This window comes from Rhizobacter sp. P2_H3 (assembly GCF_056403355.1).
This window is the reverse complement of record NZ_JBFUFQ010000032.1, coordinates 15,528-40,180: the sequence shown is the minus strand read 5'-3', so window position 1 is coordinate 40,180 and position 24,653 is coordinate 15,528. Positions and strand designations below refer to the sequence as shown.

At 68.6% G+C, this 24,653-nt stretch carries 23 protein-coding genes; 9 read left to right on the top strand and 14 right to left on the bottom strand.

Annotation, left to right across the window (positions count from 1 at the left end):
- Positions 1-146: 146 nt before the first annotated feature.
- The 5 genes from AC1D1T_RS09145 to AC1D1T_RS09125 all read right to left on the bottom strand — a co-directional run bounded on the left by AC1D1T_RS09145 (position 147) and on the right by AC1D1T_RS09125 (position 5,939).
- Positions 147-1,322 carry an ABC transporter ATP-binding protein gene (locus AC1D1T_RS09145; protein WP_477991791.1) on the bottom strand — a complete coding sequence of 392 codons (1,176 nt, stop codon included), beginning with the start codon at positions 1,320-1,322 and terminating at the stop codon, positions 147-149.
- 4 nt (positions 1,323-1,326) lie between these two features.
- A complete protein-coding gene (locus tag AC1D1T_RS09140) occupies positions 1,327-2,238 on the bottom strand; it encodes a carbohydrate ABC transporter permease (RefSeq protein WP_477824777.1) in 912 nt (303 codons plus the stop codon).
- Positions 2,239-2,249: 11 nt separating this feature from the next.
- Entirely contained in the window at positions 2,250-3,146 is an 897-nt protein-coding gene (locus tag AC1D1T_RS09135) for a carbohydrate ABC transporter permease (RefSeq protein ID WP_047501375.1), read from the bottom strand.
- 102 nt (positions 3,147-3,248) lie between these two features.
- Positions 3,249-4,460: an ABC transporter substrate-binding protein gene (locus AC1D1T_RS09130; protein WP_465111627.1), complete on the bottom strand. Its 1,212-nt coding sequence runs from the start codon at positions 4,458-4,460 to the stop codon at positions 3,249-3,251.
- A 99-nt stretch (positions 4,461-4,559) separates the two neighbouring features.
- Positions 4,560-5,939 carry a GH1 family beta-glucosidase gene (locus AC1D1T_RS09125; protein WP_477824776.1) on the bottom strand — a complete coding sequence of 460 codons (1,380 nt, stop codon included), beginning with the start codon at positions 5,937-5,939 and terminating at the stop codon, positions 4,560-4,562.
- A 192-nt stretch (positions 5,940-6,131) separates the two neighbouring features.
- On the opposite strand from AC1D1T_RS09125, the gene AC1D1T_RS09120 reads away from it, so the two are divergent.
- The 3 genes from AC1D1T_RS09120 to AC1D1T_RS09110 all read left to right on the top strand — a co-directional run bounded on the left by AC1D1T_RS09120 (position 6,132) and on the right by AC1D1T_RS09110 (position 9,311).
- On the top strand, positions 6,132-7,139 hold the full coding sequence (locus AC1D1T_RS09120) for a LacI family DNA-binding transcriptional regulator (RefSeq protein WP_477824775.1): 1,008 nt from the start codon (positions 6,132-6,134) through the stop codon (positions 7,137-7,139).
- 207 nt (positions 7,140-7,346) lie between these two features.
- Positions 7,347-8,384, top strand: a complete 1,038-nt coding sequence (locus AC1D1T_RS09115; RefSeq protein ID WP_477824774.1) for a glycosyl hydrolase — start codon at positions 7,347-7,349, stop codon at positions 8,382-8,384.
- A gap of 21 nt (positions 8,385-8,405) precedes the next feature.
- Complete coding sequence (locus AC1D1T_RS09110; protein ID WP_047501383.1) at positions 8,406-9,311, top strand: LysR family transcriptional regulator; 906 nt, start codon at positions 8,406-8,408, stop codon at positions 9,309-9,311.
- 4 nt (positions 9,312-9,315) lie between these two features.
- On the opposite strand, the gene AC1D1T_RS09105 is transcribed toward AC1D1T_RS09110, so the two are convergent.
- Entirely contained in the window at positions 9,316-9,711 is a 396-nt protein-coding gene (locus AC1D1T_RS09105; protein WP_477824773.1) for a hypothetical protein, read from the bottom strand.
- 188 nt (positions 9,712-9,899) lie between these two features.
- Between AC1D1T_RS09105 and leuS the strand changes: the two genes are divergently transcribed.
- From leuS to holA, 3 genes are all read left to right on the top strand, one after another.
- Complete coding sequence (gene leuS, locus AC1D1T_RS09100; protein WP_465111351.1) at positions 9,900-12,518, top strand: leucine--tRNA ligase; 2,619 nt, start codon at positions 9,900-9,902, stop codon at positions 12,516-12,518.
- Positions 12,519-12,597: 79 nt separating this feature from the next.
- A complete protein-coding gene (locus AC1D1T_RS09095) occupies positions 12,598-13,089 on the top strand; it encodes an LPS-assembly lipoprotein LptE (RefSeq protein WP_477824772.1) in 492 nt (163 codons plus the stop codon).
- 29 nt (positions 13,090-13,118) lie between these two features.
- Positions 13,119-14,231 (top strand): DNA polymerase III subunit delta, encoded by a 1,113-nt coding sequence (gene holA / locus AC1D1T_RS09090; protein ID WP_477824771.1) that lies wholly within the window; start codon positions 13,119-13,121, stop codon positions 14,229-14,231.
- A 1-nt stretch (position 14,232) separates the two neighbouring features.
- Here holA and AC1D1T_RS09085 read toward each other — a convergent pair whose 3' ends face one another.
- The 7 genes from AC1D1T_RS09085 to AC1D1T_RS09055 form a co-directional block, all read right to left on the bottom strand.
- Positions 14,233-15,126 carry a 2-hydroxyacid dehydrogenase gene (locus tag AC1D1T_RS09085; protein WP_477824770.1) on the bottom strand — a complete coding sequence of 298 codons (894 nt, stop codon included), beginning with the start codon at positions 15,124-15,126 and terminating at the stop codon, positions 14,233-14,235.
- On the bottom strand, positions 15,123-15,605 hold the full coding sequence (locus AC1D1T_RS09080) for a CinA family protein (RefSeq protein WP_477824769.1): 483 nt from the start codon (positions 15,603-15,605) through the stop codon (positions 15,123-15,125). Before AC1D1T_RS09080 ends, AC1D1T_RS09085 begins: the two co-directional genes overlap by 4 nt.
- Positions 15,602-16,168: a phosphatidylglycerophosphatase A family protein gene (locus tag AC1D1T_RS09075; RefSeq protein WP_465111354.1), complete on the bottom strand. Its 567-nt coding sequence runs from the start codon at positions 16,166-16,168 to the stop codon at positions 15,602-15,604. The genes AC1D1T_RS09080 and AC1D1T_RS09075 overlap by 4 nt, the downstream gene beginning before the upstream one ends.
- Entirely contained in the window at positions 16,165-17,130 is a 966-nt protein-coding gene (gene thiL, locus AC1D1T_RS09070; RefSeq protein WP_477824768.1) for a thiamine-phosphate kinase, read from the bottom strand. The genes AC1D1T_RS09075 and thiL overlap by 4 nt, the downstream gene beginning before the upstream one ends.
- Positions 17,131-17,134: 4 nt before the next feature.
- A complete protein-coding gene (locus AC1D1T_RS09065) occupies positions 17,135-17,986 on the bottom strand; it encodes an SPFH domain-containing protein (RefSeq protein ID WP_477824767.1) in 852 nt (283 codons plus the stop codon).
- Between the two features lie 22 nt (positions 17,987-18,008).
- Entirely contained in the window at positions 18,009-18,635 is a 627-nt protein-coding gene (locus AC1D1T_RS09060) for a response regulator transcription factor (RefSeq protein ID WP_477991792.1), read from the bottom strand.
- A gap of 62 nt (positions 18,636-18,697) precedes the next feature.
- Complete coding sequence (locus tag AC1D1T_RS09055) at positions 18,698-20,740, bottom strand: PAS domain S-box protein (RefSeq protein ID WP_477991790.1); 2,043 nt, start codon at positions 20,738-20,740, stop codon at positions 18,698-18,700.
- Positions 20,741-20,896: 156 nt separating this feature from the next.
- Here AC1D1T_RS09055 and AC1D1T_RS09050 point away from each other — a divergent pair, with 156 nt between their 5' ends.
- The 3 genes from AC1D1T_RS09050 to AC1D1T_RS09040 all read left to right on the top strand — a co-directional run bounded on the left by AC1D1T_RS09050 (position 20,897) and on the right by AC1D1T_RS09040 (position 24,380).
- Positions 20,897-23,191 carry an NADP-dependent malic enzyme gene (locus AC1D1T_RS09050; RefSeq protein ID WP_047501401.1) on the top strand — a complete coding sequence of 765 codons (2,295 nt, stop codon included), beginning with the start codon at positions 20,897-20,899 and terminating at the stop codon, positions 23,189-23,191.
- Between the two features lie 408 nt (positions 23,192-23,599).
- Positions 23,600-23,941, top strand: a complete 342-nt coding sequence (locus tag AC1D1T_RS09045) for a guanyl-specific ribonuclease (RefSeq protein ID WP_477827694.1) — start codon at positions 23,600-23,602, stop codon at positions 23,939-23,941.
- 43 nt (positions 23,942-23,984) lie between these two features.
- Positions 23,985-24,380 carry a barstar family protein gene (locus tag AC1D1T_RS09040; protein ID WP_047501403.1) on the top strand — a complete coding sequence of 132 codons (396 nt, stop codon included), beginning with the start codon at positions 23,985-23,987 and terminating at the stop codon, positions 24,378-24,380.
- On the opposite strand, the gene AC1D1T_RS09035 is transcribed toward AC1D1T_RS09040, so the two are convergent.
- Positions 24,355-24,624, bottom strand: coding sequence for a hypothetical protein (locus AC1D1T_RS09035; RefSeq protein WP_465111356.1), 270 nt, complete (start codon positions 24,622-24,624; stop codon positions 24,355-24,357). The genes AC1D1T_RS09040 and AC1D1T_RS09035 overlap by 26 nt on opposite strands.
- Positions 24,625-24,653 lie beyond the last annotated feature (29 nt).

Here is a 24,653-nt window from a genome sequence, read left to right as displayed (position 1 = left end):
AGCGTTGCTCGCGCCGGCTCCTCAATTTCTACAGAATTGCGCGCTACTCGGCCGCAGGTGGTTCACCATATTTCTCGCAAACCCCATATTTACTGCACAGTAAATATCGAAGAACTCGGAAATATGGGAGGGCTGCCTTCCACCCCTCAGAGCCGCTCCTGCGACCCCGGCTCGAACAGCGACACCTTCTCCGCCGCGATCCGGAACGGCGCCTGCTGGCCCACCACCGGCTCCGCATGCCCGCTCAGCATCGCGCTGATCTGCTGGCCCTGCACGTCCATCCAGACGATGGTCTGCGCGCCCATCGGCTCCACCAGTGCGACCGTGCCGGTGCCGTCGCCGGCCGCGGCGCCGTCCAGGTGCAGCGCGATGTCTTCCGGGCGGATGCCCAGCAGCACCGCCTGCCCGTCGCGCGGCGCCTGCGCGAACGCGTAGCGCGTCACGTCGACCGAGAGTCCGGCGCGCCGGAACGTCACCGCACCGCCTGCCACCTGCAGCGTGCCCTCGGCGAAGTTCATGCTCGGCGAGCCGAGGAAGCCGGCCACGAACACGTTGGCCGGCCGGTTGTAGATCTCGCCCGGCGCGCCGATCTGCTGGATGCGGCCCTTGTTCATCACCGCGATGCGCGACGCGAGCGTCATCGCCTCGACCTGGTCGTGCGTCACGTAGACCATCGTCGTGCCGATGTTCTTGTGCAGTTGCTTCAGCTCGCGGCGCAGCTCGGCGCGCAGCTTCGCGTCGAGGTTCGACAGCGGCTCGTCGAACAGGAACACGCCGACGTCGCGCACCAGCGCACGGCCGATCGCCACCCGCTGGCGCTGCCCGCCCGACAGCTGCGACGGCTTGCGCTTCAGCAGCTCCTGCAGGTGCAGGATCTCGGCGGCGCGCGCCACGCGCTTCTCGATCTCGGCCTTCGGCGTGCCGTTCACGCGCAGCCCGAACGACATGTTCCGCTCCACCGACATCGTCGGGTACAGCGCATACGACTGGAACACCATGCCGATCGAGCGGTCCTTCGGGTCGGCCCAGGTCACGTCGCGCCCGCCGATCTCGATGCTGCCGGCGTGCACGTCCAGCAGCCCGGCGATCGAGTGCAGCAGCGTCGACTTGCCGCAGCCCGACGGCCCGAGCAGCACCAGGAACTCGCCGGCCTGCACGTGCAGGTCCATCGCGGCAATGATCGGCACGCCGCCCAGGCGGATCTCGAGCTGGCGGATGTCGACGTTCGCCGACGCCACGTGCGACACCGGCGATGCGGCGGAAGAAGAAGGCGGCGCGGCGGACGCTGTCTCGGACGATGTGTTCACAGGAATGGCAGACACGGACTCAACCCTTCACGGCACCAGCCGCAATGCCGCGGACGAACCAGCGACCTGAAATGAGATAGATGGCCAGCGGAACCAGCGAGGTGAGCACGGTGGCCGCCATGTTCACGTTGTACAGGCGCTCGCCGGTCGTCGTGTTGATCACGTTGTTCAGCTGCACCGTCATCGGCAGGTTGTCGCGCCCGGCGAACACCAGCCCGAGGATGAAGTCGTTCCAGATCGCCGTCACCTGCATGATCACCGCGACGATGATGATCGGTGTGGCCATCGGCAGCATCAGCTGGAAGAAGATCCGGAAGAAGCCGCCGCCGTCGATGCGCGCCGCCTTGAACAGCTCGCCCGGCACCGACGCGTAGTAGTTGCGGAACAGCAGCGTCATCACCGGCATGCCGAAGATGGTGTGGATCAGCACGATGCCCGGCAGGCTGCTGAAGATGCCGGCCGCCGCGAACGCCCGCACCAGCGGGAACATCACCACCTGGTAGGGCACGAAGGCGCCGATCATCAGCACGCCGAACAGCAGGTTCGCGCCGCGCGCGCGCCAGAACGACAGCGCGTAGCCGTTGAGCGCGCCGAAGAAGATCGAGATCACCGTGCTCGGCAGCACGATCTTCACCGAGTTCCAGAAGCCGACCTGGATGCCGCTGCAATCGAGGCCGGTGCAGGCCTGCGACCAGGCAGCAATCCAGGGCTCGATGGTCCAGGCGTTCGGCAGCGCGAACAGGTTGCCCAGGCGGATCTCGGCCATCGGCTTCACCGAGGTGACGAGCATCACGTACAGCGGCAGCAGGAAGAACGCGGCGCCGGTCAGCAGGAAGGCGTAGACGCCGATGCGCGCCGGCGTGACGCGCGGCGGGCGCTTCGAGCGCACCGGAATGGCGGCGGCCGGGAGGGCCGTAGAGGGAGTCGACATCGGTTGAGACCTCAGGCTTCCCGGGCGTTGCGGTTGGCGCGGCTGCGTGCATACAGCCACGGCGTGATCACGGCCAGCACCGTCAGCAGCATCACCGTGCTCGCGGCGGACGCGAGGCCGATGTTGGCGCGCCCGAACAGGTAATCCATGATGAATTTCGCCGGCACCTCGCTCGCGATGCCGGGGCCGCCCTGCGTCATCGCGATCACCGCGTCATAGACCTTCACGACGCCCACCGACAGCAGCACCAGCGCGGTCGCGAACGACGGGCCGAGCTGCGGCAGCACGATGCTCGCGTAGACGCGCCAGCGCGGGATGCCGTCGATGCGCGCGGCCTTCCACATCTCCTCGTCGATGCCGCGCAGCCCGGCCAGCATCAGCGCCATCACGAGCCCCGAGGCCTGCCACACGGCGGCGATCACGATCGTGTAGATCACCTTGTCCTGGCTGACGATCCAGTCGAAGCTGAAGTTCTCGAAGCCCCAGCCGCGCACCGTGGTCTGCAGGCCGAGCTCCGGGTTCAGGATCCACTGCCACACCAGCCCGGTCGCGACGAAGCTCATCGCATACGGGTAGAGGAAGACGGTGCGCAGCACGCTCTCGCCGGCCACCTTCTGGTCGATGAAGACCGCGAGCAGGAAGCCGATCGCGAGGCACGCGAGGATGAACAGCACGCCGAAGATCAGCACGTTGTGCACCGAGACCATCCAGCGCTCGCTGGTGAACAGCCGCTCGTACTGCGCGAGGCCCACGAAGCTGTCGCTCGGGAAGGTGCGCGAGTTCGACAGCGAGATCCGCACCGACCACAGCACCGTGCCGATGTAGGCGAACAGCACCGTGGCGGCCATCGGCAGCAGTGCCGCGTAGACCGACCAGTGTTGCCGCAGTCGGCTGCGCCCGACGTCCATCGTGGAATCCTCGAAGCCTTGCCAAGGCGGCAAGGGTAGACAAAAAAACGGTGGGCCGCAGCCCACCGTGGGATTTACACCCAAGCCGCCCGACCTGTGGGGTCAGGTCTTCAACGCAACGGCCAGCGCCTTCGCGGCGTCATCCACCGACTGGTTGGTGTTCCACAGCTTGGTCAGCACGTCCTGCACCGCGCCGATGGTGTCGGGCGTCGCGAGCATTTCCGAATCCGGCAGCTGGCGCGAGGCGTCCTTCATGATGGCCACACCGGCTTGCGCGCAGATGTCCATCTTCGAGGTGTCGACGTCGGTGCGGATCGGGATCGAGCCCTTCTTGTTGTTGAAGGCGACCTGCGCAGCCGGCGAGGTCATCGTCGTCGCGAGCAGCTTCTGCGCCTTGATCGCCTCGGCATTCGTCGTCTTCGGGAACACGAACACGTCACCGGCGACGATGTACGGCGACTTCGGACCGAAGCCCGGGAAGCAGCCGAATTCCTTGCCGGCCGTCTGGTTCGCGGCCTGGAACTCGCCCTTGGCCCAGTCGCCCATGATCTGCACGCCGGCCTTGCCGGAGATCACCATCGCGGTCGCGTCGTTCCAGTTGCGGCCCGGCGAGCCGGCGTCGACATAGTTGTGCAGGCGCTTGAAGGTCGCGAGCACCTTCTTGAACGGCTCGCTCGTCACCAGCGCGGCATCCTTGTCGCGGTAGAACTTCAGGAACATCTCCGGGCCGCCGACGTGCGCCAGGATCGCGTTGAAGGTGATGCGCTCCTGCCACGACTGGCCGCCCAGCGCCAGCGGCACCAGGCCGGCGGCCTTCAGCTTGTCGAGGGCGGCGAAGAACTCGTCGATGGTCTTCGGCTCGTCCTTGATGCCGGCCTTCGCGAAGGCGGCCTTCGAGTACCAGAACCAGGCGGGCATGTGCACGTTGACCGGCACGGCGTAGTAGTGGCCCTTCACCTTGACGGTGTTCAGCACCGGCTGCGGCAGGATCTTGTCCCAGCCTTCCTTCGCCGCGACCTCGTCCATGTCGGCCAGCTTGCCTTCGGCGACGATGTCGTGGAACTGCTTCGAGGTGTTGAACTGCGCGGCGGTCGGCGGGTTGCCGCCGACGATGCGGTTGATGGCCGCGGCACGCGCGTTGTCGGCGCCGGCCACCGCGCTGTCGACCCAGGTACCGCCGGCGGCCTTGTAGGCGTTCGCGAACTCCTTGATGGCGGCCGACTCGCCACCCGAGGTCCACCAGTGGATCACCTCGGCCTTCACCTGGGCCTGGGCCGGGGTGACAACGCCGAGTGCGCCGAAGCCCACGACCATGCCGGCGAGAACTGCCTTCAATTGAAACGCCATGTCTGTCTCCTGTGGTGAAACTCGAGCACTCCGGCTCATTGGGGGGTGAAGCTGTCTAGCGGGGGATCAGGTCCTGGAGGGTCGCGCCTTCATGAAGGCTTGCACGACGCGGCCACTGTCCTTCCAGGTGCGCGCCTGGGTGTCGTAGTCGACATGGACGATGCCGAAGCGGCGTTCATACCCATACGCCCACTCGAAATTGTCCAGCAGCGACCAGATGAAATACCCGCGGATATCCACGCCGTGGCGCATCGCGTCGTCCACCGCCAGCAGGTGGCGGCTGATGAAACTGATGCGCGACGGGTCGGTGACGCGGCCGTCGACGACCTTGTCGTCCGAGGCCATGCCATTCTCGGTGATGTAGATCGGCGGCAGGTTCCGGTAATTCGCGTGGAATCCCTTCAGCAAGCGCGCCAGGCCCTGCGGATAAACCTCCCAGCCCATTTGCGTGCGCTCGACGCCGGGCATGTCGGTTTCGATGAAACCATGCCGCCCGTCGCTCTTCACCTGGGTGCGGAAGTAATAGTTGATGCCGAGGAAATCGAGCGGCGCGGCGATCGTCTGCAGGTCGCCATCGAGCACCAGCGGCTCGGCGCCGGGCCACAGCCGCCACAGGTCGGCGGGGTAGCTGCCCTTGAGCAGCGGGTCGAGGATCCAGTCGTTGTGCTGCACCTCGAACAGGTAGGCGGCATCCTGGTCCCTCGGCGACGGCGTCTCGGCCACCGCGGCGCCGACGTTGGCGACGATGCCGACCTTCGCGCCCGGGTCGTTGCGGCGCAGGATCGCCACCGCGGTGCCGTGTGCGAGCAGCAGGTGGTGCATCGCCTGCGTCGCGTAGCGCAGGTTCTGGCGGCCCGGCGCATGGCGGCCGACGGCGTAGCCCAGGAAGGCCGAGCACCACGGCTCGTTCAGCGTGGCCCAGGCCGTCACCAGCCCCTTGAACTCGCGGCTCACCAGCTCGGCGTACTCGGCGAAGTGGTAGACCACCTCGCGGTTGGTCCAGCCGCCGCGGTCCTCGATCCACTGCGGCAGGTCCCAGTGGTACAGCGTCACGTAGGCCTGGATGCCCTTGGCCTTCAGTGCCTCCAGCAGGCGCTTGTAGAACGCCAGGCCCTTCGGGTTCGGCTGGTTCTTCGCGTCCATCACGCGCGGCCAGGCGATCGACAGGCGATACGCCTGCACGCCCAGTTCCTCGATGATTTCCAGGTCCTGCGGCCAGCGGTGGTAATGGTCGCAGGCAAACTCGCCGGTGTCCCCGTTCAATACCATGCCAGGGGTATTGGAATAGGTATCCCAGATCGACGGGATGCGCCCATCTTCATGAATGGCGCCTTCGATCTGATAAGACGCCGTGGCGGTACCAAACAGAAAGTCGGGCGACCAGAGCCTCGAATCCTTGGGAATCTCCAACTGCTCTGCACTGTACTTCGCCGAATTCGTACTCACTCCACACCTTTCTCGACCCACTGCTTGACTTGACGGAACGTCCAGGCACTACAATGCCACCTCAATTGGAACCGGTTCCAAAGAGCGGAACGCATTTCAGCACCTCTGCGGTCATTCAACATTGGGGAAAACCCGGCCTCTGGCCACTCCCTATGATTCCCGGTTCGGTATGGGTTCTCTCACGGGCGACGAATGGCAACCATCAAGGACGTGGCGCGGCTGGCGGGGGTGGGGGTGGGCACCGCATCGCGCGTGATCTCCGGCCGGGGCTCGGCCTCGCCGGCGGCGGTGGAGCGGGTGCAGGGCGCGGTGCGCCAGCTCGGCTTCCGGCCGTCGAGCCTCGCGCGGGCGCTGTCGTCGCGCACGCTCGGCATGATCGGCGTCTTCGTGCCCGATTTCAGCGGTCCGTTCTTCGGCCGCATCCTGCAGACCATGGATGCCGAACTGCGCGAGTTCGATCGCCACATGGTGGCCGCCAACGGCTGCGGGCACGGCGATCGGCGCCAGCAGGCGCTGGACGGCACCGCGTTCCTGATCCAGCGCGAATGCGACGGCCTGATGCTGCAGAGCAATGAGCTGCTCGACGAGGATCTGCTCGCGCTGCACCGCCTGCAGCCGCGCCTCGCGGTGCTGAACCGCCTGGTGCCGACGCTCGAGGCGCAGTGCTTCTCGGCCGACCACCATGTCGGCGGGCGGCTCGCGGCGCAGGCGCTGCTGAGCCGCGGGCATCGGCAGATCGCGGTGATCTCGGGGCCGAACTCCGCGCCCGACAACGAGGCGCGCCTGGCCGGCTTCTATGAGGAGCTCGCCGCGCATGGCATCGCGCGCGAGACGGTGCCGCAGGTCGAAGGCGATTTCAGTTCCGAGAGCGGCTGGCGTGCGGCTTCGCAGTTGCTGGAGCGGCGCGTGCCGTTCACCGGCCTGTTCGGTGCGAACGACGTGATGGCGATCGCGGCGATCTCGCGCCTGCAGCACGCGGGGCTGCGCGTGCCCGAGCAGGTGTCGGTGGTCGGCTATGACGATTCCGAGCCGGCCTCGTACAGCAACCCGCGGCTCACCTGCGTGCGCATTCCGATCCAGGACGTGGTGTCGAACGCGTCGCGCTATCTGTTGAACGAGTGCTATGGCAGCACGCTGCCCGTGACCCACATCTTCGAGCCGACTTTCGTGTGGCGGGACTCGGTGGCGAAAGTTCCCTGAAATACACCACCCTCGGAAGAGGGATGCACATTGCGTCGGGGCGGCAGGAGGCGTCCGACAAAGTTTGGCCCTCGCATCGACGGTTTGCGTCAGATGCAAGTGATAGACGGTTCCACTTTGGGGTCCGGCGGCAGTGGCATGCGAACTGCAACCCGCATTCCCCATGGGCGACTGCCTGCCTGCACCGTTGAAAAGCGAAAGCTCCCGATGAACGATCCCCATGACCTCGACAGCCGGCTGCGCCGGCGCCTGCTCGGCGTGACGCTCGCGTCCGCGGCCACGGCCGCACTGGCCGCTTGCGGCGGCGGCAGCGATTCGTCGCCGTCCCCGGCGCCCGTGGGTGGCACGCCGCCTTCGCCGGCACCCGCACCGTCGCCATCACCTGCTCCCGCACCGGCACCGGCCCCATCGCCTGCTCCTGCGCCTGCACCCTCGCCGGCGCCTTCCCCTGCGCCGGCGCCGGCGCCTGCTCCCGCACCGGCCGCGAAGAGCTTCAAGCGCGGCATCGCCTACGACGTGGCGACGGCCGGCGACCTGAACGCGCTCGTGCCGGGCGTGTCCTGGTGGTACAACTGGTCGCCGCGACCGAAGCTGACACCGCCCACCGGGACCGACTTCGTGCCGATGGTGTGGAACTTCGCGTTCAACGACGCCGAGATCGAGGCGTTGCTGAAGGCCAACCCGCAGTACAAGTACCTGCTGGTGATCAACGAGCCGAACCTGTACGGCCAGGCGACGACGACGCCGGCCGATGCGGCGGCGGCTTGGCCGCGCCTCGAGGCGCTGGCGACCAAGACCGGGGTGAAGATCGTCGGCCCGCAGATCACCTGGGGCACCCTGAATGGCTTCACGGATCCCGTGGTCTGGATGGATGCCTTCTACACCGCCTACCGCAACGCCAACGGCGGGCGCGATCCGCGCATCGACATGCTCTCGTTCCACTGGTACGACTACGGCCTGGACGCGCAGCTCGACCGCCTGAAGAAATACGGCAAGACGTTCTGGGTCACCGAATTTGCGAATTGGCACCAGGGTGACGGCGACGCGCAGATCGACAGTGTTGTCAAGCAGAAGAAGCAGATGAAGGACATGGTCGCGATGCTCGAGGCCCGTGCCGACGTCTACCGCTACGCCTGGTTCACCGGCCGCTGGGACAACGACACCCACTTCAGCAGCCTGCTCGTCGACAAGCAGGACGGCCAGCTGACCGAGCTGGGCCAGTACTACCTGTCATTGCCGTTCTGATCCCCGGAGCCTTGCCGTCCCATGCGTGACCCCGTCACCTTCGACCAGCTGAAGATCTTCATCGCCTGCGTCGAACGAGGTAGTTTTTCCGGTGCGGCGCGCAAGCTGCACCGCACCCAGTCGGTGGTGAGCCAGGCGATCGCGCAGCTGGAGCGCCAGATCGGCGTGACGCTGTTCGACCGCAGCGGCCGCCTGCCGACGCTGACCGACGAAGGCCGCGCGCTGCTGGCCGACGCGCGCATCGTCGCGCGCGGCGTCGACGGCTTCAAGGCGCGCGCCAAGAGCCTCTCCGACGGGCTCGAGCCGGAGCTGTCGGTCGCGATGGATGCGCTGTTCCCGATGGAATGGCTGACGCAGGCGGTCGATGCGTTCCGCCACGAATTCCCCGGCACGCCGCTGCGGCTGCATGTGGATGCGATGGGTGCGATCCTGCAGCCGGTGCTCGACGGGCAGTGCCGCATCGCGGTGATCGGCAGCCTCCCCGACGTGCCCGACACGCTGGAATCGCAACCGCTGCTCGACGTGGCGGCCGTCACGGTGGTGGCGCCGACCCACCCGCTGGCGTCGCACGACGGGCCGATCCCGCGTGCGGTGATCGAGCAGCACGTGCAACTGGTGCTGACCGACCGTTCGCGCATGACCGACGGGCGTGACTACGGCGTCGTCTCGCCGATCACCTGGCGGCTGGCGGACCTGAGCACCAAGCATGCGTTCCTGCGCGCCGGCTTCGGCTGGGGGCACATGCCGCGCCCGCAGGTCGAGGCCGACCTGGCCCAGGGCAGCCTGGTGACGCTGGAGGTGGAGGGCCTGCCGTTCACGCCGCCGTCGTTCGCGATGCGCTCGGTGCACCGCAAGGATGCGCCGCCGGGGCCGGCGGCGCGCTGGTTCCTCGACTGGCTGAAGCAGGCCGAGGCGGACCGGGCCTGACGAGTCAACTCAGCTGCAGGATGCGCGTCATCGTGAACGCCGTCTTCAGCTGCTTCAATGCGCTGGTGTAGGCGGGGCTGCCCGGCGGGCCGGCGGATGCTTCGGCTTGCTCGAATGCTTTCTTGAAGGAGAGCTGAAGCGACCCGGGCTCGAGCGGCAGGTTGGAGAGCACTTCCTCCCGCAATGCCTGCCAGTCCGGCCCCTTTCCCTCGGCGGCCGCAGCGAGCCGCATCATGAGTCCGGTCTGGGTGCCGAAGTCGACCAGGCCCCCGGTGGCCGTCTGGGCGCCCCGCCGCAGCGTCTCGAACCTCGGCGACGACCTGGAAGCGCCCGTGGTGCCCGTCGTGGCGGGGTCCGGCGGGGTGACGCTCGAAGGGTGGATTCCGATCTTGAGACTCATGGCGGTGACTCTGTGAGGCTGTGACGAAGAGGCTTGGGGCTGCGGCAGGTTCCGACTGAGTGGGCCGCGAGGCTGGATTGATTCCAAGACGGACGTACCGGCCGCGTCGAAGACAAGGCGGCGGGATAACGAGGCCGGTTCCTATAATCGCCCCTCGCCCCCCGAGCCACCCCACGGCGCCGTAACCGATGACTCCCGACTTCAAGCCCACCGAGATCGAACGCGCCGCCCAGGCCGCGTGGACCGCTGCCGATGCCTACCGCGTGACGGAAGACGCCAGCAAGCAGAAGTTCTACGCCTGCTCGATGCTGCCGTACCCGAGCGGCAAGCTGCACATGGGCCATGTGCGCAACTACACGATCAACGACATGTTGACGCGCCAGCTGCGCATGAAGGGCATGAACGTCCTGATGCCGATGGGCTGGGATGCCTTCGGCCTGCCGGCCGAGAACGCGGCGATCAAGAACAAGGTGCCGCCGGCGAAGTGGACCTACGACAACATCGCCTACATGAAGCGGCAGATGCAGGCGATGGGCCTGGCCATCGATTGGAGCCGCGAGATCGCGACCTGCTCGCCGGCCTACTACCGCTGGAACCAGTGGCTGTTCCTGAAGATGCTGAAGGCCGGCATCGCCGAGCGCCGCACCCAGGTCGTCAACTGGGACCCGATCGACCAGACCGTGCTCGCCAACGAGCAGGTGATCGACGGCAAGGGCTGGCGCTCGGGCGCGGTGATCGAGAAGCGCGAGATCCCCGGCTACTACCTGAACATCACGAAATACGCCGGCGAGCTGCTCGACTACGTGCAGGAGCAACTGCCCGGCTGGCCCGAGCGCGTCAAGCTGATGCAGGAGAACTGGATCGGCCGCAGCGAGGGCGTGCGCTTCGCCTTCCCGCACCGCATCGCCGGCGCTGACGGCCAGCCGATCGGCGGCGGCCGGCTGTACGTGTTCACGACGCGTGCCGACACCATCATGGGCGTGACGTTCTGCGCGGTCGCGCCCGAGCACCCGCTGGCCGCCCACGCCGCGGCCACGAACCCCGCGGTCGCCGCCTTCATCGAGGAGACCAAGGCCGGCGGCACCACCGAGGCCGAGCTGGCCACGCAAGAGAAGAAGGGCGTGCCCACCGGCCTGGTCGTGCAGCACCCGATCTCCGGCGAGGACGTGCCGGTGTGGGTCGGCAACTACGTGCTGATGAGCTACGGCGACGGTGCCGTGATGGGCGTGCCGGCGCACGACGAGCGCGACTTCGCGTTCGCGAAGAAATACGACCTGGGCATCCTGCAGGTCATCACGATCGACGGCGAGCACTTCAGCTACGACCACTGGCAGGAGTGGTACGGCGACAAGCAGCGCGGCATCACGATCAATTCCGACAACTTCAGCGGGCTCGACCACGCGAAGGCGGTCGATGCGGTGGCCGCGGCGCTGGCCCACAAGGGCCTGGGCGAGAAGAAGACGACCTGGCGCCTGCGCGACTGGGGCGTCAGCCGCCAGCGCTACTGGGGCACGCCGATCCCGATCATCCACTGCGACGAGCATGGCGCGGTGCCGGTGCCCGAGAAGGACCTGCCGGTCGTGCTGCCCGAAGACGTGGTGCCCGACGGCAGCGGCAACCCGCTGAACAAGCGCGCCGACTTCCTGAACGTCGCATGCCCGGTGTGCGGCAAGCCCGCACGCCGCGAGACCGACACGATGGACACCTTCGTCGACAGCTCGTGGTACTTCATGCGGTATTGCGATGCGACGAACGACAAGGCGATGGTCGGTGCCGGCACGCAGTACTGGATGCCGATGGACCAGTACATCGGCGGCATCGAGCACGCGATCCTGCACCTGCTGTACGCGCGCTTCTGGACCAAGGTGATGCGCGACCTGCACCTGGTGAAGGTCGACGAGCCGTTCACGAAGCTGCTGACGCAGGGCATGGTGCTGAACGAGGCCTTCTCGCTGACGCACGAGGGTGCCGGCAAGGACTACTTCTGGGCGCATGACCTCGAGATCGTGCGCGACGACCACGCCCACGTGCTGTCGGCGGTGCACAAGGAGAGCGGCAAGCCGGTGGTGTACGAGGGCTGGACGACGATGTCCAAGTCGAAGAACAACGGTGTCGATCCGCAGGACCTGATCGAGAAGTTCGGTGCCGACACCGCGCGGCTGTTCGTGATGTTCGCGTCGCCGCCGGAGCAGACGCTGGAATGGAACGACCAGGGCGTCGAAGGCGCGAACCGCTTCCTGCGCCGCGTGTGGGGCTTCGCCGCGAAGTACGCCGACGTGATCATCGGCGGCGGCGAGATCTCGGGCGCCATCCCGAAGGAGGCGCAGGCGCTGCGCCGCGAGGTGCACACGCAGTTGCGCCAGATCAGCTACGACTACGAGCGCATGCAGTACAACACCGTCGCCTCCGGCGCGATGAAGCTGCTGAAGGCGCTCGAAGGCTTCACCGGGAATGCGCCGGCGGTCGTGCGCGAGAGCTTCGGCATCCTGCTGCGCGCGCTCTACCCCGCCTGCCCGCACATCACCTGGACCTTGTGGACCGACCTCGGCTACGCCAAGGGCCTGGGCGACCTGCTCGACGCGCCGTGGCCGGAGGTGGACGAGGCCGCGCTGAAGCAGGACGAGATCGAGCTGGTGCTGCAGGTCAACGGCAAGACGCGCGGCGCGATCACGGTGGCAGCCACCGCCGACAAGGCCGCGATCGAGGCGGCGGCGGTCGCGAGCCCGGACTTCGTCAAGTTCTCGGAGGGCAAGCCGCCGAAGAAGGTGATCGTGGTGCCGGGCCGCCTCGTCAACGTGGTGGTCTAGGAAGATGGCCCCCCAGTCGCGTCGCTCCTGCCCCCGAGGGGCGCCGTTCGCCTTGGGGCGGCCCGGCGGCGAACCGCTTATGCAACGCCGCACGGTCCTGCTGTCGTCCTTCGCCGCGGTGCTGGCCGGCTGCGGCTTCGAGCTGCGCCGCGCGCCGGAGCTGCACTTCAAGGCCATCCAGCTGAGCGGCTTCAAGCCGCAGTCGCCGCTGGCCGGCGACCTGCGGCGCGCGCTGCAGTCGGTCAACGCGACCCGCATCGTCGAGGCCGCGTCGCTGGCCGAGGTGGTGCTCGAGTCGCTGAACGACGTGCGCGAGAAGGGCGTCGTCTCGTCCGGCACCGCCGGCCAGGTGCTCGAAGTGCAGCTGCGCTCGCGCTTCAGCTTCCGGCTGCGCACGCCGATGGGCAAGGAGCTGATCCCTGCCAGCGAGATCCTGCTGACGCGCGACATGACCTACAACGAGAGCATCGCGCTCGCGAAGGAGCACGAAGAGACGCTGCTCTACCGCGCGATGGAAACCGACATCGCCTCGCAGGTGCTGCGCCGGCTGGCGTCGGTGCAATCTCTTTGAACATCGACCTTTGAATCACGACTCCGCCCATGCAGCTGCGTGCTGACCAACTCCCTCAACACCTGCGCCAGGGCCTGAAGCGCCTCTACACGATCCACGGGGACGAGCCGCTGCTCGCGCAAGAGGCGGCTGACCAGATCCGCGCCGCCGCACGCGCGGCCGGCCACACCGAGCGCCAGGTGCACACCGTCAGCGGTGCGCACTTCGACTGGAGCAGCCTGCTCGGGGCGTCGCAGGCGCTGAGCCTGTTCGCCGACAAGCAGCTGATCGACATCCGCATCCCGTCCGGCAAGCCCGGCAAGGACGGCTCGCAGGCGCTGCAGCGCTACTGCGAGACGCTGTCGGACGACGTGGTCACGCTGGTGCAGCTGCCCAAGCTCGACCGCACGCAGCAGGCCAGCGCCTGGTTCGTCGCGCTCGATGCCGCCGGCGTCACGCTGCGCGTCGACCCGATCGAGCGGCGGGCGCTGCCGGCCTGGATCGCGCAGCGGCTCGCCGGCCAGGGCCAGAAGGTGCAGGACGGCGAGGCCGGGCAGCACACGCTCGCGTTCTTCGCCGACCGGGTCGAGGGCAACCTGATGGCGGCGCACCAGGAGGTGCAGAAGCTCGGGCTGCTGTACCCGCAGGGGGAGCTGAGCTTCGAGCAGATCGAGTCGGCGGTGTTGAACGTGGCGCGCTACGACGTGTTCAAGCTCGGCGAGGCGGTGCTGGCCGGGCAGGTCGGGCGCGCGCTGCGCATGCTCGACGGGCTGGAGGCCGAGGGCGAGGCGGCGGTGCTGGTGCACTGGACGCTGGCCAACGACATCCTCGCGCTGCGCCGCGTGAAGGATGCGATGAATGCCGGCAAGCCGCTGGCGCTCGCGCTGCGCGACGCGCGCGTCTGGGGCGCGAAGGAGCGGCTGTTCGAGCGCGCAGCGCCGCTGCTGGGCGACGACGGCCTGTCGCAGCTGGTCGAGGCGGCACAGGTCTGCGATGGCCTGGTCAAGGGGCTCAAGCACCCCGACTGGCCGTTCGAGCCGTGGCAGGGGCTGCGCCGGCTGGTGCTGATGGTGATGCAGCAGGTCACGCAGCAGGCGGCGCCGGCCCCGGGGACGGTGCGCGGCGGGCCGGCGACGAAGGTGTCGCTGGTGCTGCGCGCATGAGTCAGTAGCCGCGCTGTCGATCAACGAGGTGCTGCAGCGGCTGACCCGCGCGCAGTGCACGGATGTTGGCCGCAACCACCTGCGCCGCGCTGCGCGGATCGGTCTGCGCGGCCACGTGCGGCAGCACGGTCACCAACGGGTGCCGCCAGAACGGATGCTCCGCCGGCAGCGGCTCGGTCGCGAACACGTCGAGCACGGCATGCGACAGCTGCCCGTTGTCGAGCGCCGCCAGCAGGTCGGTCTCGACCACCTGCGCCCCGCGCGCCAGGTTCACGAAGCTCGCGCCGCGGCGCATCTGCGCGAATCGCGCGCGGTCGAAGAAGCCGGTCGTCGCCGGTGTCAGCGGCAGCAGGCTGATCACGATGTCGGCGTCGCCCAGCACGCCATCGATCGCCCCGTGGCGCGTGCTCCAGCCGCTGACGGCAAAGCCCTGCTGCGCGAGCCGCGCCGCCACCGCCTGGCCCATCTGCCCGAGGCCCAGCACCGCGACCCGCGTCTCGTCCGCACGGCGCTGGCCGTGCTGGCGCCACACGCCGGCGCGCTGCTGCGCCGCGTAGCCGAAGAAGCCGCGCTGCAGCGCGAGCGCCGCCCACTGCGCGGTCTCGGCCATCGCGGCGTTCATCGCCGGGTCGACCATGCGGGCGAGCGGCACGCCGGCCGGCAGCGTCGGGTCGCGCAGCAGCTTGTCGACGCCCGCCCACAGCGATTGCACGAGCTTCAGGTGCGGCAACCCTTGCAGCGAACCGGCCGGCGGGTTCGCGACGATCGCGATGTCGATGTCGTCGCGGCGATCGACCGCCAGGGTCAAGGTCTCGCCGGGCAGTGCCGCCTGCAGCGCCGGCAGCCACGCGGCCCACTCCACCGCGTCGAAATCCGCCGCCAGCAGGATGCTCACGACGCGGCCTGCAGCAGGCGCATCAGCGCCTGCGACACCGTCTGCCCGCGCACTGCGGCACGGTCGCCGGCGAACAGCAGGCGCTCGGCCTGCGTCGCGCCGTCGCGCTGCGCCCAGGCCAGCCACACCGTGCCGACCGGTTTGCCCGGCACCGCGCCGCCGGGGCCGGCGATGCCGGTCACCGCGACCGCGAAGCGCGCCGGCGAGTGCACCAGTGCACCCTCGGCCATCGCCCGCGCGACTTCCTCGCTGACGGCGCCGTGCTGCGCGATCGACGCCGCCGGCACGCCCAGCATCTGCGTCTTGGCCTCGTTGCTGTAGGTCACGAAGCCGCGCTCGAACCAGTCGCTCGACCCGGCCACCGAGGTGCAGGCCGCGGCGATCAGGCCGCCGGTGCAGGATTCGGCCGTCGCGATCGAGCCGCCGCGCTGCCGCAGCACGCGGGCCAGCGCCAGCACCGCCGGTTCGAACTCGTTCACAGGAACCTCCACAGCGCGATCACCAGCAGCGCGCACAGCGCGGCCACGGCGTCGTCGAACAGGATGCCGAAGCCCTGCGCCCAGCCGATCGCCTGGCCGCGGCGCAGCTTGAAGCGGGCATCGGCCCAGGCCACCGGGCCGGGCTTCACCGCATCGAAGAAGCGGAACAGCCCGAAGGCCACCGCCTGGGCCAGCAGCCCGGCCGGCGTCACGAGCCACAGCACGGCCCAGAACGCGAGCACCTCGTCCCAGACGATGCTGCCCGGGTCGGCGACGCCCAGGTTGCGCGCGGTCACCGTGCAGGCCCACCAGCCGACCAGCGTGCCGATGGCCAGCACCAGCAGCCATTGCAGGTCGCCGAGGTGCGGCTGCATGATGACGAACGCGAGCCAAGCCCACAGCGTGCCGACCGTGCCGGGCGCGACCGGCGACAGCCCGCTGCCGAAACCGAGCGCGATGACGTGGGCCGGGTGGCGGAACATGAAGCCGAGCGTCGCGCGCTGCGGGGCAGGGCGCGGCGGCGGCAGCGGTTGCAGGGGCGGCGGTGTCGGCTCGGTGCTCATGACTTGAAATGGTCGAAGGCCGCGAAACGCTGGTCGACCGCCGCGCCGTCGCCGTCCACCAGGCGCAGGCCATGCGACACCGGCTCGATGCGGCCGATGCGCGTCACCGCCACACCGGCGCCGCGTGCCGCCGCCAGCACGGCCGCCGCCTGCGCAGGCGGCGCGGTGAAGACCAGCTCGTAGTCGTCGCCGCCGGCCAGCGTGCAGTTGCGCTGCAGCGCCAGCGGCTGCGCGGCCAGCACCGTGCTGCGCGGCAGCGCATCGACCTGCAGCGTCGCGCCGGCATTCGATCGCTTCAGGATGTGGGCGAGATCGCCGAGCAAGCCGTCGGAGACATCGATCGCGCTCGTCGCGATGCCGCGCAGCGCGCTGCCGAGCGCGACGCGCGGCGTCGGCAGCTCCATCGCGGCGCGCACCTGCGCGAAGGCATCGCCCGCCAGTGCGAGGCTGCCGCGGAACACCTCCAGCGCCAGCCGCGCATCGCCCAGCGTGCCGCTGACCCAGATCTCGTCGCCGTCGCGCGCGCCCGAGCGCAGCAGCGCCTGCCCGGGCGGCACCTCGCCGAACACCGTGATGCACAGGTTCAGCGGGCCTTGCGTCGTGTCGCCGCCGACCAGCTCGCAGCCGTGTTCATCGGCCAGGGCCAGCAGCCCGCGCGAGAAGCCGTCGAGGAACGCTTCGTCGACGCGCGGCAGCGCCAGCGCCAGCGTGAACGCGAGCGGCTGCGCGCCGCAGGCCGCCAGGTCGCTCAGGTTGACGGCCAGCGCCTTGTGGCCGAGCCGCTCGGGGGCCACCGTCGACAGGAAATGCCGCCCCTCCACCAGCATGTCGCTGGAGGTCGCGAGCTGCATGCCCGGCGTGATGTTCAGCAGCGCGCAGTCGTCGCCGACGCCGAGCGCCGCGCGCCGCGCCGGGCGCGTGAACCAGCGCGCGATCAGGTCGAATTCGCCGAGTCCGGACATCAGGCTACTTGCCAATGTGGATCAGCGGTGCCGTCTGCATGTTTGCCGGGATCACGACCGTCGTCGTGCCGCCCTTCTCGGCGAACTTCTGCAGCGCGAGGTTCGACTCGTGCTGCAGGTACTCGCGCGTCAGGCTCTGGTTGATGATCTGGTTGGCGCGTGCGATGCCCTCGGCCTTCTTGACCTCGACCTCCGCCTCGGCCTCGGCGATCGCGATGCGCTGCTTCGTCGTCTCGAGCTGCTTCTGCGCCGCGACCGAATCCTGGATCGCCTTCTCGATCGCCGGGTCGGTGGTGAGCGAACGGATCACGACGCGCGTGACCTGGAACACGCCCTTGTCGTTCGCGTCGAGCTCGGCCTGCAGCGACTTGCGCACCGCCAGCGCCAGTTCCTCGCGCTGCGTGTGCATCACCAGGCTGTCGATGTGCGAGGCCTGCTGGTAGATCGCGTTGCGCGACACGCGCTGCAGCAGCGCGTACGCCGGCAGGTAGACGCGGCTGCCCTCGTCGCGGGTGTGCTGGCCGGCGTACTTCACGTACAGGTCGGCGATCGAGCCGGGCACGACACGGTAGTACACGGTCACGTCCAGGTCGCGCAGCGTCAGGTTGTCGCGCGCCTTCGGCGTCAGGTCGTTCAAGTCGAGACCGATCTCCTTGGCCGAGAACTCCTGCACCCGGCTGATGCCCGGCAGGCCCAGGTAGATGCCGGGCTCGACTTCCTCGGCACTGACCTTGCCGAGCGTCGTGCGGATGCCGACATTGCCCGATTCCACCGTGCCGCAGCTGCTGAAGCCCGCCACCACCAGCAGCACGACCACCACCGCCGCGACCGCGCGGACCAGTCCCTGGATGCTCATCGTCGAATCCCTCCTGCCGGCATTATGTTTCGCGCATCCGGTTGGCCAGCTCCACCGCGGACTTCACGTCCATCTTCTCGAACACCCGCGCCCGGTGCACCTCGACCGTGCGCACGCTGATGYTCAGCTCGTCGGCGATCAGCTTGTTGGGCCGGCCGTCGATCACGCGCTCCATCACCTCGCGCTCGCGCTCGGTCAGCTCGGCCAGGTGCTGCTCCAGCGTGACGCGGTCGCGCCGGCGCAGGATGGCCTGCGTGCTCTGCGCCAGCGCCTGCTCGACGCGGTCGACCAGCGCGTTGTCGGAGAACGGTTTCTCGACGAAATCGAAGGCGCCGCGCTTGACGGCGGCCACCGCGGTCGGCACGTCGCCGTGCCCGGTCAGGAAGATCACCGGCAGCGCCTGCAGCAGGTGGCGCTCGGCCAGCCGCTCGAACAGCGCGAGCCCGCTGGTGCCGGGCATCCGCACGTCCAGCACCAGGCAGCTCGGCGAGGTCGGCCAGCCGGCCGCCGTGGCAGCCGCCAGGCGCGGCGTGAGCATCGTCTCGAAGGCTTCGGCGCTCGCGAAGCCCTCGGACAGCAGCCGCCGCGAGCGCAGCAGCCAGGCGAGCGCCTCGCGCACGACGTCCTCGTCGTCCACCAAGTAGACCATCGGCAGGCCGAGGTGGGCGGGCGTGGCTGGGGTTGCGGTCGGGGTGTGGGGGGGACTGCTGGTCATGGGTTCGCGTTCCTGCTGTCGGCGGGCAGCGTGAACCTGAATTCTGCGCCGATCACGCGCTGTTCCACGTCGAGGCGGTTCTCGAACACCAGCAGGCCGCCGTGCTGCTCGATCACCGTGCGGCACAGGCTCAAGCCGAGGCCCATGCCCTCGGGGCGGGTCGTGAAGAACGGCGTGAACAGCCGCGCGGCCACGTCGTCGGCGACGCCGGTGCCGCGGTCGATGATGCCGAACGCCACCCAGCGGGCATCGACCGGGCGCACGCGGATCGTCAGCTCGCGTTCGGCGGCCGGGGTGTGCGATTCCATCGCCTGGATCGCGTTGCGCGTCAGGTTCAGCAGCACCTGCTCGAGCATCGTGCGGTCGCAGACCACGCGCGGCATCGGCTTCGGCAGGTCGAGCTCGATGCGCGTGCCGCTCTTGCGCGCCTGCAGCCGCACCAGCGGCAGCACCGCGTCGATCAGCAGGTCGGCGCGCACCGGCTCGCGCGCCTGTTCGCGCCGGCGCACGAAGTCGTGCACGCTCTTGATCACGCGGCCGGCCCGCTCGGCCTGCTCGGCGATGCGCTGCGAGGCCTGGCGCAGCAGCGGCACCGTCTCGGCGCAGTCGCCGTCGGCGTCGTTCATCAGGTTCAGCGAGCCGGCCGCATAGCTCGCGATCGCGGCCAGCGGCTGGTTCAGCTCGTGGCTCAGCAGCGAGGCCATCTCGCCGACGGTGGCCAGCCGCGCCGTTGCCTGCAGCCGCTCCTGCTGCTGGCGCGAGACCTCCTCGATCTTGCGTTGCGCGCTCACGTCGAGCGCCGCGCTCATCCAGCCGGTGTGGCGGCCGGCGCCGTCGACCAGCGGCGCCTCGAAGATCATCACCGCGAAGCGCTCGCCGTTGCGGCGCATGAAGACCGTCTCGTAGCCCTCGCGCGGCGGCACCGTGCCGGCCAGGCGCACCTGCTGGCGCTTCGTGTATTCCGAGGTCAGCTCGGGCGGCCAGTAGGGCGGCGTCATCTGCCCGACCAGCTCGTTCGCGCTGAAGCCCACCATCTCGCAGAACGCCGGGTTCACGTAGGTGATGCGCCCGTGCGGGTCGCGCGCCCGCAAGCCGGTGACCAGCGAATCCTCCATCGCCTTGCGGAAGCTCAGCGCCTCGGCGAGCGCCGCCTCGGCGCCGGCGCGCTTGCGCACGTCGCGCGCCAGCAGCACCACCACGCCGCCGAGCGCGAACGACAGCCCCAGCACCAGCGCGGTACTGAGGTTCGGGATCAGCTGCGGCCGGCCGGCGCTGCTGTCCACGCGCAGCTGCAGGCTCAGGCCCGGCAGGTCGACCAGCCGCTCGGCGATGAAGGCGCCCGCGCCGCGCGGCAGCCCGACGCGCGCGAGGCGCGTGCCGTCGCCCTCGACGAATGAGAGCTCGTGCACCCGCTTCACCTCGCTGCCCACCGTTTCCTCCAGCAGGCGGCCGAGCGCGAAGGTGCCGGCCATGTAGCCCAGGTGCTGGCCGCTGCCGGGGATCGGGATGCAGACATCCATCACCTCCAGCCCCAGCCCGCCGGGCAGCGGCACGAAGTAGCTGCGCGAGTACGACGGGCTGCCCTGACGGCGCGCAGTGGTGCAGGCGAGCTCGGTCTCCAGGTCGATGTCGTCGCGGCGGATCTGCGTGAAGGCCGAGCCGTGCAGCGGGGAATCGACCGATTCGGTGATCTCCAGCTGCAGGTCGCGCCGCTCGATGCGCAGCAGCTCCCGGTGCGTGCGCAGCAGCACCGCCGCATCCTGGCGCCATTGCTCGATCGACGGGTTGTTCCACAGCAGCGCCTGCAGGCTCTGCAGGTCGCGGCCGAGCGCCTGCTTGATGTCGCCGGCCGCCGCGGTGGCGGTGGCATCGACCTGCTCCTGCGCCCGGCTGCTCTCGTAGCCGAGCGTCAGCCACACCAGCAGCGACTGTGCGATCAGCAGCAGCGCCACCAGCGTCGCCCACAGCAGCGCGCGCCGCCAGCGCCGCGGCGGCAGGGGGTCGGAGGCGGAAGGCGGTGGGGGCAGGGGGGAGAGCATCGCAGGTGGGCGGGAGCCACCCYGCAGTATTGCGAATGGGCGGGCCGCCGAGGTACRCAGTTTCGCGCATGGGGGCCGGCGCCGGCCTGCGCAACACTCTGCTTCCCTCGCCCTCCTACAATGGCTCCCCCTTTCGAGGTCCCACGAGATCACGCCATGGCCCAATCAGACAACAAGCATGCGGAACTGCGCCGTGCGGCGCTGGAGTATCACGAGTTCCCGGTGCCCGGCAAGATCGCCATCGCCGCCACCAAGCAGCTGATCAACCAGCGCGACCTGGCCCTCGCGTACTCGCCCGGCGTCGCCGCCGCCTGCGAAGAGATCGTCGCCGACCCGGCCAACGCCTTCCGCTACACCGCGCGCGGCAACCTGGTCGCCGTCGTCACCAACGGCACCGCGGTGCTCGGCCTCGGCGACATCGGCCCGCTGGCCTCGAAACCGGTGATGGAGGGCAAGGGCGTCCTGTTCAAGAAATTCGCCGGCATCGACGTGTTCGACATCGAGCTCGCCGAGCGCGACCTCGACAAGCTGGTCGACATCATCGCCGCGCTCGAGCCCACCTTCGGCGGCATCAACCTCGAGGACATCAAGGCTCCCGACTGCTTCTACGTCGAGCGCAAGCTGCGCGAGCGGATGCACATCCCGGTGTTCCACGACGACCAGCACGGCACCGCGATCACCGTCGGCGCGGCCGTGCTGAACGCGCTGAAGGTGGTCGGCAAGGACATCGACAAGGTCAAGCTCGTCACGTCCGGTGCCGGTGCCGCGGCGCTCGCCTGCCTGGGGCTGCTGGTCAAGCTCGGCGTGCCGCGCGAGAACATCTGGGTCACCGACCTGGCCGGCGTCGTCTACGAAGGCCGCACCGAGCTGATGGACGAGGACAAGATCCAGTTCGCCCAGAAGACCTCGCACCGCAAGCTGGCCCAGGTGATGGACGGCGCCGACATCTTCCTCGGCCTGTCGGCCGGCGGCGTGCTGAAGAAGGAGATGGTCGCGACGATGGCGGCCAAGCCGATCATCCTGGCGCTGGCCAACCCGACCCCGGAGATCCTGCCGGAAGAGGTGAAGGAAGTGCGCGCCGACGCGATCATCGCGACCGGCCGCACCGACTACCCGAACCAGGTCAACAACGTCCTGTGCTTCCCGTACATCTTCCGCGGCGCGCTCGACAGCGGCGCGACCACCATCACGATCGAGATGGAGATCGCCGCGGTGCACGCGATCGCCGAGCTGGCCCAGGCCGAGCAGAGCGAGGTGGTGGCCGCGGCCTATGCCGGCGCCACGCTGAGCTTCGGGCCGGAGTACCTGATCCCGAAGCCGTTCGACCCGCGGCTGATGATGAAGATCGCGCCGGCCGTCGCGCAGGCGGCGGTCGACTCCGGCGTCGCCTCGCGCCCGATCAAGGACATGGACGCCTACCGCGAGAAGCTGCAGAGCTTCGTCTATGCCTCGGGCACGACGATGAAGCCGATCTTCACGCTCGCCAAGTGCGCGAAGCACAAGCGCGTCGCCTTCGCCGAAGGCGAGGAAGAGCGCGTGCTGCGTGCGGTGCAGGTGGTGGTCGACGAGAACCTCGCGCGCCCGACGCTGATCGGCCGGCCCGAGGTCATCGCGCAGCGCATCGAGAAGTTCGGCCTGCGCCTGAAGGCCGGCACCGACTACGACCTGGTCAACACCGAGCACGACGAGCGCTACCGCGACTACTGGCAGACCTACCACCGCATGATGGCGCGCAAGGGCGTGACCGCGCAACTCGCGAAGATCGAGATGCGCCGCCGCCTGACGCTGATCGGCGCGATGCTGCTGCACAAGGGCGAGGTCGACGGCATGCTGTGCGGCACCTGGGGCAACACCGCGATGCACCTGCAGTACATCGACCAGGTGATCGGCCTGCGCAAGGGCACCAAGACCTATGCCTGCATGAACGGGCTGATCCTGCCGAACCGGCAGGTGATGCTGGTCGACACCCACGTCAACTACGACCCGACCGCGGCGCAGCTGGCCGAGATCACCGTGATGGCCGCCGAGGAGCTCAAGCGCTTCGGCCTGCGCCCGAAGGCGGCGCTGCTGTCGCACAGCAACTTCGGCTCGAGCAACCATCCGTCGGCGGTGAAGATGCGCGACGCGCTGGCGCTGCTGCACGAGCAGGCGCCGTGGCTCGAGGTCGACGGCGAGATGCACGGCGACGCTGCGCTCGATGCCGCGTACCGCGCCGAGCTGATGCCGACCAGCACGCTGTCGGGCGAGGCGAACCTGCTGGTGCTGCCGAACATCGACGCCGCCAACATCAGCTACAACCTGCTGAAGACGGCGGCCGGCGGCGGCATCGCGATCGGGCCGGTGTTGCTGGGGGCGGCCAAGCCGGTGCACATCCTGACGCCGTCGGCCACCGTGCGCCGCATCGTCAACATGACCGCACTGACCGTCGCCGACGCCAACGCGGCACGCTGATCTGACAGAAACGGTCGCCGGCCGCGCGCCAAGCACAGCTTGGTGCGTGCGCCAAAAATGCCCGGGGGTCCTGCACGGGCATGTGACACCCCTGTCATCGACCCGATCCGGGTGTTTTATCGCTGTGATGCTGTCTGAATGTGCCGACTCATATGGCCTCAGACGAATGCGAGCGTTCACTGATTTCTGATCTCTCCTGCCCCAAATTGAGGCAGCAGCTTGAGCTTTGCGGGCCGATTCGGTACCATCCCGGTTTCTGAATTCAGGGATAACCCCGTGTCTCTCTCCGGTTTGCTGGCCGGTTCATTGCTGAGTTGTGCAAGTCAATTCGATGGCCGAGCCCGCAGGTGTTACCACCGGGGCCAGCAGGCGATCGCTGCGGCTGTCATGGCAGCGAGCCTGGTTTCCATGGCTGCAACTCCGGTGGTTGCCAAGGAAGCACCAGCGCCAGTGACCGAGATGGCGACGGTGGCCCTGGCGGCACTGCCGGCCGAGGCCCAGGCGACAGAGCGGCTGATTCGAACGGGAGGCCCGTTTCCGTATCCCAAGGATGGCAGCGTGTTCGGTAACCGCGAACGCCAGCTACCGTCACAGCGCCGCGGCTACTACCGCGAGTACACCGTGACAACCCCGGGGGCCAGGAACCGCGCGGCAAAGCGCATCGTCTGCGGTGGCTACCAGGTCACGACGCCGCAGGCCTGTTACTACACCGACGACCACTACGCGAGTTTTCGCCGCATCGTGAAGTGAGCATCAGTTGATGGATTCTTTTGAACCAAGGAGGAACGAGACCATGCTCTTGCAGACCGTCCGTCCAAACATCGTCCAGTCGATACGCGCCTACCGTGTCGAGGATTTGCAGGAGGCCGCGCAAAGCGTGGGCCAGCACTTCCTCTACGCCAACCTGACGAACGCCCAGTCCAAGCAGGACGTGCTGGACAGCATCGCCGAATCCTTCCTGTTCCCGTCGCATTTCGGCAAGAACCTGGATGCGCTGTACGACTGCATGACCGACCTGGTGCACAAGTCGGGCGCGCAACCCGGCTTCGTCGTAGTGCTGGAGCAGCTGCCCGACAACCCGCGCTTCGACCGCGAGGCCCGCGAGCAGTTGCTCGATGTCTTCCGCGACGCGGCCGATTTCTGGGCGGAGCGAAAAATACCGTTCAGGTGCTTCTATTCTTTTCAGTAGCCCGCTCCCAGGAACAAGGGTCATGGGAGCGGGCGACGGAAACGGCCCAGATTGCAGAGAACAAGCCCGCCAAGCCGGCGGCCAAGAGCGCAGCCAACGCGAACTTCGGGATGAACATGCCGATGATGAGCAGCGCCTTCGACACCTCGATGTGGCTGAACGCGGCCTGATCGATCGATCCCCTGTCAAGCCCGCTTCGGCGGGCTTTTTCTTGGGCGCGATGCGCGGGCACAATGCGCCGCACACAACAGCGCCCACAGCGGCAGGGAGGAA